The sequence below is a fragment of the Sporolactobacillus sp. STSJ-5 genome, assembly GCF_024385605.1.
In the GTDB taxonomy this organism is placed as follows: Bacteria; Bacillota; Bacilli; order Bacillales; family Sporolactobacillaceae; genus Sporolactobacillus.
In genome coordinates, this window is the sequence record NZ_JANFOJ010000019.1 from 43831 (window position 1) to 58260 (window position 14430).

At 43.4% G+C, this 14430-nt stretch carries 14 protein-coding genes; 10 read left to right on the plus strand and 4 right to left on the minus strand.

Annotated elements, in window-relative coordinates; translation table 11 throughout:
• Positions 1-759: an ABC transporter ATP-binding protein gene (locus NOM01_RS14545; RefSeq protein WP_304654917.1), complete on the minus strand. Its 759-nt coding sequence runs from the start codon at positions 757-759 to the stop codon at positions 1-3.
• A 238-nt stretch (positions 760-997) separates the two neighbouring features.
• On the opposite strand from NOM01_RS14545, the gene NOM01_RS14550 reads away from it, so the two are divergent.
• From NOM01_RS14550 to NOM01_RS14590, 9 genes are all read left to right on the plus strand, one after another.
• Positions 998-1318, plus strand: coding sequence for a hypothetical protein (locus NOM01_RS14550; protein WP_255749233.1), 321 nt, complete (start codon positions 998-1000; stop codon positions 1316-1318).
• Between the two features lie 169 nt (positions 1319-1487).
• Positions 1488-1796 carry a coiled-coil domain-containing protein gene (locus NOM01_RS14555; protein WP_255749220.1) on the plus strand — a complete coding sequence of 103 codons (309 nt, stop codon included), beginning with the start codon at positions 1488-1490 and terminating at the stop codon, positions 1794-1796.
• A gap of 410 nt (positions 1797-2206) precedes the next feature.
• Positions 2207-3946: a sigma-54 interaction domain-containing protein gene (locus tag NOM01_RS14560; RefSeq protein WP_255749221.1), complete on the plus strand. Its 1740-nt coding sequence runs from the start codon at positions 2207-2209 to the stop codon at positions 3944-3946.
• Between the two features lie 339 nt (positions 3947-4285).
• A complete protein-coding gene (locus NOM01_RS14565; protein ID WP_255749222.1) occupies positions 4286-5329 on the plus strand; it encodes a proline racemase family protein in 1044 nt (347 codons plus the stop codon).
• A complete protein-coding gene (gene prdC, locus NOM01_RS14570) occupies positions 5313-6599 on the plus strand; it encodes a proline reductase-associated electron transfer protein PrdC (protein ID WP_255749223.1) in 1287 nt (428 codons plus the stop codon). The genes NOM01_RS14565 and prdC overlap by 17 nt, the downstream gene beginning before the upstream one ends.
• 30 nt (positions 6600-6629) lie before the next feature.
• Positions 6630-8345 (plus strand): D-proline reductase (dithiol) proprotein PrdA, encoded by a 1716-nt coding sequence (gene prdA, locus NOM01_RS14575; RefSeq protein ID WP_255749224.1) that lies wholly within the window; start codon positions 6630-6632, stop codon positions 8343-8345.
• A gap of 23 nt (positions 8346-8368) precedes the next feature.
• Positions 8369-8557: a CBO2463/CBO2479 domain-containing protein gene (locus tag NOM01_RS14580; protein ID WP_093673069.1), complete on the plus strand. Its 189-nt coding sequence runs from the start codon at positions 8369-8371 to the stop codon at positions 8555-8557.
• A 54-nt stretch (positions 8558-8611) separates the two neighbouring features.
• On the plus strand, positions 8612-9337 hold the full coding sequence (prdB, locus tag NOM01_RS14585; RefSeq protein WP_255749225.1) for a D-proline reductase (dithiol) protein PrdB: 726 nt from the start codon (positions 8612-8614) through the stop codon (positions 9335-9337).
• Between the two features lie 40 nt (positions 9338-9377).
• Positions 9378-10616, plus strand: coding sequence for an aspartate aminotransferase family protein (locus NOM01_RS14590; protein ID WP_255749226.1), 1239 nt, complete (start codon positions 9378-9380; stop codon positions 10614-10616).
• A 228-nt stretch (positions 10617-10844) separates the two neighbouring features.
• Here the strand turns inward: NOM01_RS14590 and NOM01_RS14595 are convergent, their stop codons facing one another.
• Both NOM01_RS14595 and NOM01_RS14600 read right to left on the minus strand, forming a co-directional pair.
• Positions 10845-11054: a helix-turn-helix domain-containing protein gene (locus NOM01_RS14595; RefSeq protein ID WP_255749227.1), complete on the minus strand. Its 210-nt coding sequence runs from the start codon at positions 11052-11054 to the stop codon at positions 10845-10847.
• 10 nt (positions 11055-11064) lie between these two features.
• On the minus strand, positions 11065-11544 hold the full coding sequence (locus tag NOM01_RS14600) for a DUF2975 domain-containing protein (RefSeq protein ID WP_255749228.1): 480 nt from the start codon (positions 11542-11544) through the stop codon (positions 11065-11067).
• Between the two features lie 391 nt (positions 11545-11935).
• Here NOM01_RS14600 and NOM01_RS14605 point away from each other — a divergent pair, with 391 nt between their 5' ends.
• Complete coding sequence (locus NOM01_RS14605) at positions 11936-12922, plus strand: hypothetical protein (protein ID WP_255749229.1); 987 nt, start codon at positions 11936-11938, stop codon at positions 12920-12922.
• Positions 12923-13144: 222 nt separating this feature from the next.
• Here NOM01_RS14605 and hisC read toward each other — a convergent pair whose 3' ends face one another.
• Entirely contained in the window at positions 13145-14200 is a 1056-nt protein-coding gene (hisC, locus tag NOM01_RS14610; RefSeq protein ID WP_255749230.1) for a histidinol-phosphate transaminase, read from the minus strand.
• Positions 14201-14430 lie beyond the last annotated feature (230 nt).

Here is a 14430-nt window from a genome sequence, read left to right on the forward strand (position 1 = left end):
TTATCTCACCTCGGTCCCAAGAAGATTCGTCATCGTCATGCTGATTTCTTGCATGAATTTAGATGCTTCTCGATTTGCGCGGTAGAGCTGATGAAAAATGCGGCCGTCTTTAATAAACAACACGCGTTTTGCATGACTTGCCGCAATCGCAGAGTGCGTAACCATCAGAATCGTTTGTCCTGTATCATTGATCTCTTCAAGCAGAGCGAGCAGACCTTCACTGTTCTTGAAGTCAAGCGCCGCAGTCGGTTCATCGGCCAGAACAAGTTCCGGCTCGGTGATCAAGGCGCGGGCGATTGCGACGCGCTGTTTCTGACCGCCGGATAATTCAAAAGGCTGTTTGTTCAGCAGATCAGTAATGTTTAATTTAGGTGCCAGCTTTTCTAAACGTTGCTCCATCACGCGAACTCTTTGGCGGCCAAGGACAAGTGGTAAGAAAATGTTGTCGCGAACCGACAGCGTGTCAAGCAAGTTGAAATCCTGAAAAATAAAGCCCAAATGCGCGCGGCGAAATTCTGCCAGCTTGTTTTCTTTAATTTTGGTTACATCCTGACCATTCAGAATAACGGAACCTGATGTCGGTTTATCTAGTGTAGCCAAAGTGTTCAAAAGCGTTGTTTTCCCCGAACCGCTCTCACCCATAATGGCGATGTACTCACCGTCCTCGACACTAAAGGTCACGTCTTGTAAGGCGATGGTCTTTTCTTTACTAAACCGTGTTTGGAATATCTTTTGTAAGTGATTGACTTGTAACAACATCATGATTGCTCCTCACTGATTATTTTTCCTGATGCATTTAGTATACAAGGTCTCGTGCGGAGGCATCTGACAGTTCCAGCATGCAATCTTACAGATCTGTCAGCATTGGTGCAAGCGGTGAGGAAAAAAATGAAGTATTTCGCGGTTCAGGTTGGGGATTTTTCGTCTATGAAGTCATATGCAGGAATCATTTCTCTTTCTGAAGAATAAGGTAAGGGAGAGGTGTTGCAACTTGCAAGTGACGGAAATTCCACGCTTTAATTTTATTGAATTGCAAACAGACCGGAACTTCGGCCATACCGAGCATATTTACTTTGTGACAACAGATGTGGATGAGGCGGTTGATCATTATCTTCATAAGGTTCGCGAACACAATCCGTTTTACATGACCATTAGCTCGGTTGACGGCCGGATTTGTGTAGCTAAATCACATGGACTCAGCAGTGACAAGACCAAACCGAGGATTATTCGAATGAACTCTGATTTAAACCCAAAAGCATGCAACTATACATTGTATACGAACAAATTTATTAAAACGGTAAGAAGAAAATTGAATTGATATGATTTGTGAGGCGCCCCAATTGGTTTGCCTCTTCTTTTTGTATAGAGCTATGTTCTTCAAATAGACGTGGCAGAGCCTCTTTTAAAATCTTGTAAGAAGGTCTGACTACGTTCTTGCAGGATTCGTTTAGCAGCTGTTATGATAGTGCTAAAGGAGGTGCTGAATTATGGCTGAGGAATTGAGCATGATCATGCAGGCGATTAAAGAAGTTGACGCGAACGTCAAAGGCATGCGCGTTGAAATGAACGAGATGAAACAAGACATCGTTGAGATGAAGCAAGATATTGTTGAAATAAAACAAGATATTGTTGAGATGAAGCAAGACATCACAGATATTAAACGTGAACTGAAAAAAACGAATCGGCGAATTGATGAGATGGGTGAGGATTTGTCCGACCAGATTAAAATGGTTCATGACGAATATTGGGAAACCCGTAAAGAAGTTCAGAAGATCAAAAAGAAAATCGGCATATAATACAGCATTTTTCCTTCTGCAAGTGAACAAATCCTTTCAATCTTGTGAATGCATCTCTATACCTCGTATTTTATCTTTCTTCATTAACTTATCTTCAACAGTAATTTGATTCACAATTGGATTTCACATCATTTATAATGCATACTTCCGCATTCGTTTTCGATTGACAGCTGTCTTACTAGGATAAGACGGTGGTGGTATTTCTCATTCTCATTATGTCTGAGCCTGGCGGCTGGTATCCAAATCGAATAGTAACTTAGAACGATTTGCGCTTTGATTAAATCAGGGCACTAGCTTGCTTTGCTGCATTTGGTTCGGAATAATTAGACAATAACGAATTTTTATGCTTAAATTTGTGGTAAAGTATTCGTATTGAACCGCTGCTTGGGAGGATATGAGGAGGAAGATCAGTGAAACATCTGCTGCCCGATTTGAACGATTTGCTTCGTACGGATTTTGTCGTGACAACAGAGGAACGGTGGAATGAGTCTGCACACAGTCAACAATTCAGTGCTGTTATTGTACACCAACAATCGTCACAGTTTCTCGTGTTGTCTCACCGCAATTATTCAATGGCTCAAAAATATCGTATTCCTATCAATGAGCTAACGGAATGCCATGCTGACTGTATTCATATGGATGATTCGTGGACGACTCTTGGGGAGAAAATAAAGTACTGCGATTATCTGGTCGTAATGCAGAATGATGCAGTGATCGGTTATTTGAAAACAAGTGAACTGGCCTCTCAATTTTTACTAGCCTATACATATCTTAAAGCCTATTATGATACGATTCTGGAGACTACTGACAGTACGATTTCAGTGATTGACAGAAATATGGATACGGTGGTTTGGACAAGCGGCGCGGAGCGATTGTATTCGATTAAAAAGGGAGAAATTCTGGGCAAACCGATGACTCAGTTTTTTCCTGAAAATCGGCTTGATAATCTTAAAATTCTTAATACAGGCAAACGGTTTTATCATAAACAGCATCAACCAAGAGAAGATTTGTTTGTGCTCATTAATTCCAATCCGGTGAAATTAAATGGTGAAATCATTGGTGCTGTTTCCTGTGAACAAGATGTGACCTATCAGGCTCAGCTGAATAAAAAATTGACGAATGCAGAAGAGACCATCAATCATTTGCAGAAACAAGTCTCGCAGATGGATCGTTCTGTGGATCCGTTTCGATGTATTAAGGGTTCGAGCGGAGCGATACAAAATACGATTGATAAGATCAAACAAGTAGGTGCAGCGAAGGCAAAAGTGCTGCTTCTTGGCGAATCAGGGGTTGGGAAGGAATTATTCGCAAATGCGCTTCATGATTTGCGAACATTCGGAGCAGCTCCTTTTATTCCGATTAACTGCGGCGCGATTCCGGAAGCTTTGTTTGAGAGTGAGCTTTTCGGATACGAGAAAGGCGCGTTTTCCGGTGCAAATCCTCTTGGAAGTAAGGGGAAATTTGAACTCGCGAAGGATGGAACACTTTTTTTAGATGAAATTGCCGAGCTTCCGCTTGAGATGCAGGTAAAGCTTCTTAGGGTTCTTCAGGAAGGAACCTATTATTCAGTAGGCGGAACCAAGCTCAAACATGCGGATTGTTCCATTATTGCGGCAACTAATAAAAACTTAAAAGAACTTGTTCATCGAGGTAAATTCAGAGAAGATCTGTATTACCGATTGAATATTATCACCATTACCATTCCTCCGTTAAGAGAGAGGAACGAGGATATCATTGAATTAAGTCATCAGTTTCTCTATGAATTTGCGGAGAAATATCGACGTCCGTGCACTCGAATTCCTAAAGAAACCATGATGGCACTGATCGATTATTCTTGGCCAGGCAACATTAGAGAATTGCGAAATATTATCGAGCGGCTCGTTGTTTTTTCAAGAGGTGAGACGTTGAACGTCAACGATCTTCCTGCATCTTTTCGTGAATCTGGACAAGGAATTAGGTCGAGCAAACAAAGTCTGCTATTTGAGGATCAGCCGATTCGTTCACTGGATCACACGATGAAGGAATGTCAGCAAAAAGCGATCATGAAGGCATTGGAACATACCCATGAAAATAAAAACAAAGCTGCAGAGATTCTAGGAATCTCAAGAACAACGCTTTATAATAAAATGCATCAGCTTGGAATTTCATAATCATTGGATCATAGGATTATTTTTTAGAAGTAAAGGCACAAGGAACCTGATGTCAGGTTATTTGTGCCCTTTTTGTATTTATAAATGTTCACTGTCATTTTTTCTTACGAAAAGTTCTTCCTTATTTGTTCTTTTATAGTTTTATGTTATAAAACATTACAAAAAAGTGTTCCGATTTTGAAACATGTATCAAAATCGGAACGTTATTTTCCTATTATTTATACAATTCAGTTCACTTTCTGGGCTTTTTCATTTGGCACGTTTCTTGCTTAGAGTAATATAACCATGTTTTTTTAACACTTGGCAACTTGTGATTCTAACAGGAAAGGAGCCGATCAGATGGAGTGCTGCAAAAGCCTGTTCGCTATTGATTCTCACACTTTGGGCGAACCGACCCGAATTATTGTGAGCGGTTTTCCCGAGGTGGACGGTGAATCCATGATGGAAAAGAAAAGAAATTTGCAGAAAAACTTTGATCATCTTCGCCGAGCCATCATTGATGAACCCCGTGGGCATCGTAATATGTTCGGAGCTATTCTCATGAAACCAACGCGCAAAGAAGCGGATCTTGGAGTCGTGTTCATGGACAGCGGCGGCTATCTTAATATGTGCGGACATGGTTCGATCGGTGTCGCAACCGTTGCAGTCGCTCGAGGACTTGTTCCCGTCACTGAACCCTATACACATGTTGTGCTTGAGTCACCGGCAGGCCTGATTCACACGAAAGTTAAGGTGGAGCGCGGCAAAGTGAAGGAGACGACAATTGTCAATGTTCCCTCTTTCCTGTTTCAAAAAGATGCGGAAATTACGATACCTGGATGGGGAACGATCAAGTTGGACATTGCATTTGGTGGTAATTTTTTTGCTCTCGTTGATACGCAAAAGATTGGCATTCCAATGGATCAGAGCTGTTTAAGTCAATTTATAGAGACCGGGGCTGCTGTCCGTGCAGCAGTTAATCGTCAGGTTCAAGCTGTCCATCCAATCCTTGAGGATATCCATTCTGTTGACCTGGTTGAATTTTTTCAAACGGATCAGGAAACGAAGACAATGAGAAATATTGTTGTTTTCGGTGACAATCAGGTGGATCGTTCACCATGCGGCACGGGAACAAGTGCCAAAATTGCCTCGCTCTGCGCAAGGGAAAAATTGAGGCTCGGTGAATCCTTTGTCAGCGAGAGTATCACAGGCACAAAATTTATTGGTCGGGCAGTGAGAAGCACAATGGTCGGAAGCTATGCAGCGATTATTCCGGAAATCACCGGTAGGGCTTATTTGACGGGTGAAAATAAACTCCTTTTTGATCATGAAGATCCCTTTGAATTTGGTTTTAGTTTGCAAGAGACACAGGGAAGGAGCGACCGCGTTGAATCGGGACTATAAGCTTCTTCTAAAACAACACATTGGAAAACCAGATATTCCCTGCGTGCAAGAGGGAGATTGGGTCGAGCGAGGTGAACGCATCGCGCTTGTTGACGGCAGAGGAGCTGATCTGCATGCAAGTGTTTCAGGCACGGTGATTAAAGTCGATTCAGAGAATATCGTTATCCGTGGGGAAAAGCCGGAGCATGATGTATTTAAGCCGCTTCCACCCGGAGATCTTAGGGAACGCATCCGTTCTGCCGGGATTGTCGGTATGGGCGGTGCAGGATTTCCTACCGGAATTAAGCTAAATCAGGAGATTAACGGCGGGACAGTGATTGCGAACGCTGCGGAATGCGAACCGATTCTGAACCACAATGTTAAGCAAATTGAGGCAAATCCTGATGAGGTTTACCGTGGGCTGCTCTACGCCATGGAAGCGGTCGGCGCGGCAAGCGGCATCATTGCGATTAAAGCGAAACACCGACAAGCCATAGCTCAAATAGAAAAGGTGATTCGTGATGAGCGTATTACCGTGTTCCCGTTGCGTGATCTGTATCCGATTGGCGAAGAACGTGCATTAATTCGTGACACTCTTGGCGTTCTTCTTCCTCCTGAAGCGCGCGCGATCACGGTGAATACAATCATCATCAATACGGAAACCCTGTCGCGCGTTACCCAGGCTGTGGAACTCGGACGTCCTGCTCTCTCAAAAAATATTACAGTTGCCGGCAGGCTGCGCGGCGGACCAAAGGCTCAAGTTTTCATGGATGTACCGATTGGCACGTGTGTCGGTGATCTGATTGAAGCTGCCGGCGGTATCGACGGCGACTACGGCGAAATCATTATGGACGGTCCATTCATGGGACATAGTGTCACACCGGACGATGTGGTCACGAAAACGACCGGAGGCATTATCGTGACGATGCCCTTTCTTCAGGCAAAAGCTCCCCTCGGCTTATTAGTTTGCGCATGCGGTGCTAGTGAAGCACGCATGCGGGAGTTGGCGAAAAAAATGGGCGCAGAGGTTGCCGGAGTCGAGACATGCAAGCATGCCGTTTATGCGCGCGGATCGCTGAAATGCCGGAATCCGGGTGTCTGTCCCGGCCAGGCAGATCGTGTGCTTCGACTGAGAAAAGCCGGTGCCGGAGCGCTGCTCATCGGTAACTGCAGCGATTGCAGCAATACGGTGATGTCACTAGCACCGAAGTTACACATCCCGGTGCATCATGTCACGGACAATGCGATGCGTGCCATGAATTTACATCTGATTCGCAAATTGCAAAAATGAAGTTCATTTTATCTATAAAGGAGAATGCACATGTCTATTACTTTTGAAACAGCCAAACAGCATCAGAATGATCCCGCAGTCCTCTGTTGTTTAAGAACAAAAGGTACGGTGATCTCCGCTTCCGATTTGGAAGATCCATCTATTTTTCCTGATCTGGAAGAATCCGGCCTTCTGACGTTTCCGGAGCATGCCCTCACGATTGGTCAGGTATTGGGTGCGACTCTGGAGCAGGATGCGGATTCCATGACACCGCTCACTCCAGAATTGGTCAGTCATTTTTTGGAAAATCCAAAAAATGAATCGGAATCGCAAAAAATAACGACGTCCACATTCACAGATGAAGATCCAACTCGTGAAACACAGGTCATCCGATTCAACATCGATAAACTTGTCGGACAAATTGAATTGCCCACAGGACTCAACGTTAACGCCTTGCCCTTTGCAACAGCCCCTAGTAAAAAGGCGGAGGATAAAGTCATCCGTACTTTAACACAGAGAGCATATCCGGTTGAACAGGTGTGCGTGGGAGAAGAAACTACATTTAAAGATAAGGTTCTGACCATTCGTGAAGCGTTATGTAAGGAATCCCTAAAAGCAGATCCTTTAGTCAAAAATGTCGAATTGGACATTATTCGCCCTGAAGATCGTCATGTCTACTCCAATACGATTATGGACGTCATTCCGATTGGAACAAAGGTTGAGGGAATTCTTGGCGAGGGCATAACCAATGTGATGAACGGTGTTGTCGTTGTTCTGACCGGTGTTGATGAAAAAGGTATCCAGGTGCATGAATTCGGTTCCTGCGAAGGCTATCTGGATGAAAAAATCCGTTTTGGTCGTCCGGGCAGCCCGGATCTTGAAGATATTATGATTCGCGTCAATGTGACGGTTCAAGAAAATACCGGAATGGAACGTCGGGGGCCATATGCGGCACACAAAGCTTGTGACTACATTATTCAAGAAATTCGTGATGTCTTAAAAGAAGTTTCGGCTGATGCTTCAGCCGATCAGAAAATATTCCGTGATTGGAAAAAGTCCGGCAAGCCACGTGTCATTCTTGTTAAGGAAATTATGGGGCAGGGCGCGATGCACGATAATGTGCTTCTGCCTAACGAACCTGCAGGAGTCATCGGCGGACGGCGCAATGTTGATCTTGGAAATGTACCTGTTGTGCTTTCACCGAATGAGGTCCGTGACGGCGGTATTCATGCGTTGACCTGCATCGGACCGGCGACCAAAGAAGTCACTCGTCACTATTTCCGTGAACCACTCGTCAATCTGATGGCTGAAGATGATGAGATTGATCTAGCAGGCGTTGTCTTTATTGGCAGTCCGCAAGTGAATGACGAAAAATCCTATGTCTCCGCTCGTCTCGGCGCACTTGCTGAAGCCCTCGACGTCGAGGGTGCCATCGTCACGACAGAAGGCTTCGGCAATAACCACATTGACTTTGCGGAGAATATTGAACAAATTGGCCGTCGCGGTATCCATGTTGTCGGTGTCTCCTTCTGTGCTTATCAAGGACAATTGGTTGTTGGCAATAAATACATGGATGCAATGGTTGAACTCAATAAGGACCCGGAAGGCTTTGAAAATGAAATTCTTGCCGACAGTACCATTTGCCCATCGGACGCTGAGCGAGCGTTGGTTATGTTGAAAACGAAAATGGCCGGTATTCCGATTGAATCGGCAAACCGCAAATGGTCTCAGGAAGTTATCGACGCAAACGAGCAATTGATTCCATAAACGGACAAGGATGTGCGAGCAGCATGGATTATGAATTGACACCTAAGCTTTTACCGGGAACCATTCTCGAAGTCACTGAACGTGATGTCAAAGTCACCTTGAAAGGGCGCATGGGAATTATTCAAGTGCCCTTAAGATCGGTCATCTCGGATCATGCGTTGCAAGTGGGCCAAACGATCCAAGTTTACCTCAGTTATATTCAGGTTGTCTGAGTATCTAAGGCAATCTTGTCAACAACGAAATCAATTTTTAAGGGGGACATAACAATGTCATTGACAACAGTAAGAGGGCTTAAATCTGAAATCTATGTTCCGATTACGCCTTCACCGGTGTGGTCGTCGTTAGACAAACCTTTGAGTGAATGCACGGTTGCCTTTTGCACGGCAGGCGGTGTGCATTTGAAATCACAGAAACGATTCATTCTCTCCGGTGATTACTCGTTTCGCGAAATCCCATCCGATACGCCTGCTTCCGAATTGATGGTCAGTCATGGCGGATTTGATAACAGCGATGTGAATAAGGATATCAATTCGATGTTTCCCATCGACCGGCTCCATGAACTCGAACGTGAGGGCTTTATCGGCAAAGTTGCACCGGTTCTGTTTGGATTTATGGGCGGAGGCGGCAATGTGAATAAATTTAAAGAGGAAACCGGTCCTGCTATTGCCCAAATTTTAAAAAGAGAAGGCGTGGACATCGCGGTGTTTACGGGAGGCTGCGGCACCTGTCATCGTTCTGCAACGATAGTGCAACGCGCGGTCGAAGCAGTTGGTATCTCGACAATCATCATCGCGGCGCTTCCGCCGATTGCCAAGCAGCAAGGGGCACCGCGTATCACTGCTCCCCATGTTCCGATTGGATCCAATGCCGGAGAACCTAATAATATCGCGATGCAAACTGCTATTTTAAAAGATACATTGGTTCAGGTCGAGGAAATGACGACATTTGGGCAAATGAAAACCTTGCCTTATGAATACCGACAGAATGTATGAAAACAATTGAGTTTAATTTGGAGAAAGAAGGAGAGGTATCATGAAACTATCCGATGTGCAAAAGACGCCTGAAGAAATTAAGGCACTGACAAAAAAATATATGATCGAAACCTATGAGCGGTATGATTTCATCGCGCAGAGTGCCAAAGGGATGTACCTGTATGATGAAAACGGCGAAGCTTATTTGGATTTCTACGGCGGTATTGCGGTCAACAGCGCGGGAAACTGCAATGAGAAAGTCGTCGCTGCTGTTCGTGATCAGGTTGGCGATATCATGCATACATTCAACTATCCTTATACTGTTCCTCAAGCTCTGCTCGCCGAATTAGTTTGTCAAACCTTGCAGATGGATAAGATTTTCTTTCAGAGTACAGGGACCGAAGCAAATGAAGCGATGATCAAGATGGCGCGCAAATACGGTGTCGAAAACTATGGCCCAAACAAGTATCACATCATTACAGCAATAGGAAGCTTCCATGGCAGAACCTACGGGGCGATGTCCGCGACCGGTCAGCCGGATAATGCCTGCCAGATCGGATTCAAGCCGGTCGTTCCCGGTTTCAGTTATGCCGAATTTAATAATGTTGATGATTTTCGAGCAAAAGTTACGAAGGATACCATTGCGATTATGCTTGAACCTATTCAGGGTGAAGGCGGTGTGACACCTGCGACTCAAGAATTCATGGACGGAATCGTTGCGTTATGCAAGGAAAAAGGACTGCTGCTTTTGTTTGATGAAGTGCAGTGCGGATGGTGTCGGAGCGGGAAAACGATGGCCTATATGGACTATGGCGTCAAACCAGACATTGTTTCGATGGCGAAAGCGATGGGCGGCGGCATGCCAATCTCCGCGATCTGTGCTTCCGAGGAAGTATCAAAGGCTTTCTCGATGGGATCGCACGGAACGACCTTCGGCGGGAACCCGGTTTGTTGCGCGGCGGCTTACGCTGAAATTAAAGAACTATTGGATCGGGATCTCGCGGGCAACGCCGAAGCGGTTGGGCGTTATTTGGTAGAAAAATTAAAGACGCTCCCTCATGTAAAGGAAGTGAGAGGCAAGGGTCTGATGATCGGTATTGAATTTGACTCACCAATCGGTCACGATGTGAAACACGAATGCTTTGATCGGAAAATGCTCGTCACCCTCATCGGAGACCGTGTCATTCGATTGATCCCGCCACTCATTGCAACCAAAGAGAACTGTGATCAGGCGTATGCGATTCTGCGAGACGCTACCACAGCAGCAACGAACGTGATGAGTGACCAAGGGGTAATGTGAATTTTTTTAATTGGGGTATTTTTCATGTTTCTCCTTGTTACCTTTATGAGCAGCAATTGCAAGGTTTTCTGCTGCTTTAACAAAATAGTGAATCATGTACGTTTATGCATACAAATAAGGCAGAAATAAAAATTTCTGCCTTATTTGTATTTTTAATTTCGACCTCAAGAAGTATAAACGCCTCATTACTGGTCAATGATCTCAAGTCTATTTTTTAGAATGAACTTATTAGTCCTCATTTTTGTATTCCAAAATATCTCCGGGCTGACAGTCTAAAGCCTTACAGATTCCTTCCAAAGTTGAAAAACGAATGGCTTTTGCCTTTCCGTTCTTTAATATTGAAAGATTAGCCATGGTCACGCCGACTTTTTCAGAGAGCTCGGTGACACTCATTTTTCTTTTTGCCAGCATGACATCCAAATGAATGATAATCGCCATGTGATTCACCTCAGATCGTTAAGTCATTTTCTGATTTTATATCGATGGCGTTTTTTAAAAGCTTTTGAAGAACAGCGGCAAAGACTGCAACCACCATGCAGCCGAAAATGATGATTAGCCCGATGATGATCATCCCAGGTGAATCGTCTGCATCTGCCATCAGATAGATAAGTGGCATAAACACCACATAGAGGGCACCAATAATCACAGCACAGCGTTTGATAATCTTTAACGAAGCTACAGACAGTTCCGAAAATGCCTCGTTGTTGTCAATATACCTTAAAAGTCTTAACGTCTGGAACAGTGCGACGAAAAATATGATAGCTGTTGCGTATAACCCGATTAAAAAGGGATATTGCAAATAAGCCAACTTTGGATTTAATTCTGCAAAGAATGCAGTGATCTTAGGCAATACAAAGATACATAAAGCAAGAATAGGCAACCCCATAAGAAAAACGGAACACTTGAGAAAGAGGGTTTCTCGTTTCATAAAAAGCACCTCACACTTTTATTTGCCATTTGATTTTACCTCTCTTTTTATCGTTTATCAATAAATGTTTGCTAAAAGGCAATATATTACATCTCAGAGCAACATAGTTTGTAACAGCGTGGTTTACCCTTAATGTTTTTGCATCCGTATTATGCTGAATATGGAAATGTATATTTTTCCTGTGGTGACGATCGATTAAGTGAAACACTAGGAACGATTAAAAAGGATTTTCAATGCAATTGATTGATGTGCAAAGAGAAACATATATCCTGTGCGAGGATGTTTGTGAATTATCCTCAAATTGAAAAAGAAAAGCCAACGATATATGAGAAGCGGAGTGACAATAAAATGTCGAAATATTCACTTGTATCGTGGAGTTTTATTCTATTTAATGAAATTAAGAGAATCTGTAATTATAAAAATAGTAGTGGGTGTGAAATCTAATATGAACTTATCAACGTTTGATTTTGCTATTATTCGAAATTGGATGTACCGCAATGCTCGCCCTCTGGATCTAGCGAGATGGAAGTATCATTTTGAAGATGGTACTCAAGAAGATGTCCTAAATAGTTTATCTGTATATCAAAATCAGGATGGTGGGTTTGGTCATGCATTGGAGGCTGATTCATGGAATCCCAATTCAACACCAATTCAGACATCCACGGCTATGGAAATTCTTAGAGAGATTAATTTTGATGATCGTAATCATCCATTAATTAATGGAATACTGAAGTATTTAGAACGTGGAACTGATTTTAAGGACGGCAAGTGGGAAAATACCGTTTTGTCGAATAACGACTACCCGCACGCTCCATGGTGGCACACGGATTCAGATCGTGTGAGCCGAAAAGAGTATAACCCGACTGCTATTATTGCTGGATTTATTCTAGAATATGCGAGCAAGGGCAGCAACCTTTATTTAAGGGGGGGTAACATTGCACAAGAGCTGTCAAACTCTTTTTTGCAAAACCCACAACTAGAAATGCACCCACTTTTGTGTGTGACCCATATGCTTCGTTATATCGACAAAGCGAATCTAGAAAATCAATTTGACTATTCCAATTTGGTCGATGTGCTAAGTCGACAGATAACCGATTTGATAAAAAAAGACGTAAATAGCTGGAACGATTATGGTTGTAGCCCCTCCGTGTTTATCAAATCACCTGAAAGTTCTTTCTATAAGGGTAACGAAGACATTCTAGATAAAGAACTAGATTATATTATAAACACGAGAAACGCGGAAGGTATTTGGAATATAACATGGAACTGGAATAATTATATTAAGGAATTTGCAATAAGTGAAAATTGGTGGAAAGCGAATGTAGTTATTAAAAACATGCTACTGCTCCAGTCTTTTGGACGAATCGTAGAATCATAGAAATTTACTATTTTTCTAAAGTAGCTATATCACCCAGTACAACAGAAGATCCAAGGCCATGATTCACATAGAGTACTGACATTTCTTAGTTAACGAGGCTTATTACACAGGTGATCATGGGGAAACAGCCCTCCCGTCAGAACATGATTTTGAGTCATGCGCACCTGGTTAAACAAAAACACGGACTGGAATATCCCAGCCCGTGTTTGCTTTTCTTTTTTCTTATAAAATATCTTCTAAAGCTTCGACAAGCTTGTCCATTTCTTCTTCGGTGCCGATTGTGATTCGCAAATAATTGGAAATGCGCGGTTGATTGAAGTAGCGCACCAGGACGCCATGTTCACGCATTGCGTGGAAGATGACTTCCGCGGCTACTATTTTATGGCTGGCAAAGATAAAGTTGGATTGTGAGGGAACGATACGGAAGCCGATTGCTTGCAGCCGTTTGATCGTGTGTTCACGTGTTGCAATAATCTTTTGAGCCATGTCGCGATAATAGGTGTCATCATCAATTGCAGCAATGGCACCTGCCATCGCGAGCCGATCGATCGTATAGGAGTTAAACGAATTCTTTACAGTATTAAGTCCGTTGATCAGATCCTTTTGTCCTAGAGCAAAACCGACGCGAATGCCGGCAAGCGAGGAATACTTTGACAGTGTCCGAACAACGAGGAGGTTCGGATAATCATTAATGAGCGGAACAACCGTGGTACCGCCAAAATCAATATAGGCTTCATCAATGATGACCACTTGATCTTTGTTTGCTTCCAAAATGTGCTGGATCGATTCAATCGGCAGACCACGACCGGTCGGTGCATTTGGATTTGGGATCACGGCGCCGCCGTTCGGCTCACAGAATGCATCCGTCGGCAACGTGAAATCGTCGTTCAGCGGAATAATTTTCGGACTCAAGGAGCACATGTTCGCGTACACCTTATAAAAGCTATAGGTAATATCGGCAAACGCGACCGGATTTTCAGCGGAGAAGAACGTCATAAAGCTGAATGCAAGTACTTCGTCTGAGCCGTTTCCGATGAACACCTGATCGGCATCAAGCTGAAAATGGTCGGCAATTTTGCTCCTTAATGCATCGCAATTCGGATCCGGATATAACCGCAATTGATCATTTGCGGCTTCTTTGATTGCCGCCAATACGTTTGCTGATGGCGGATATGGGTTTTCATTTGTGTTTAGTTTGACATACTTTCGATCCTTAGGCTGTTCCCCCGGAACATACGGATCGAGATTCTGGGTAAATTGATTCCAATAATTACTCATGGCGCACCTCACTCAATTAATCAACTGCGTTAGTCAACACTTTTATTAAGACAGTTTTATTAGATTAGTGAACTTCTCTTTACTATTATGCCGTATTATTGAATAAAAGCAAAAAGAATTATTATAATTCCGACGAAGATCACAGGACGGACGCACGTGTTGCATTATAATAGAATTAAGTTTTTTTCGAAAAAGTCTAGTAATGAATTTAGGAGAATGGATAAATGTTA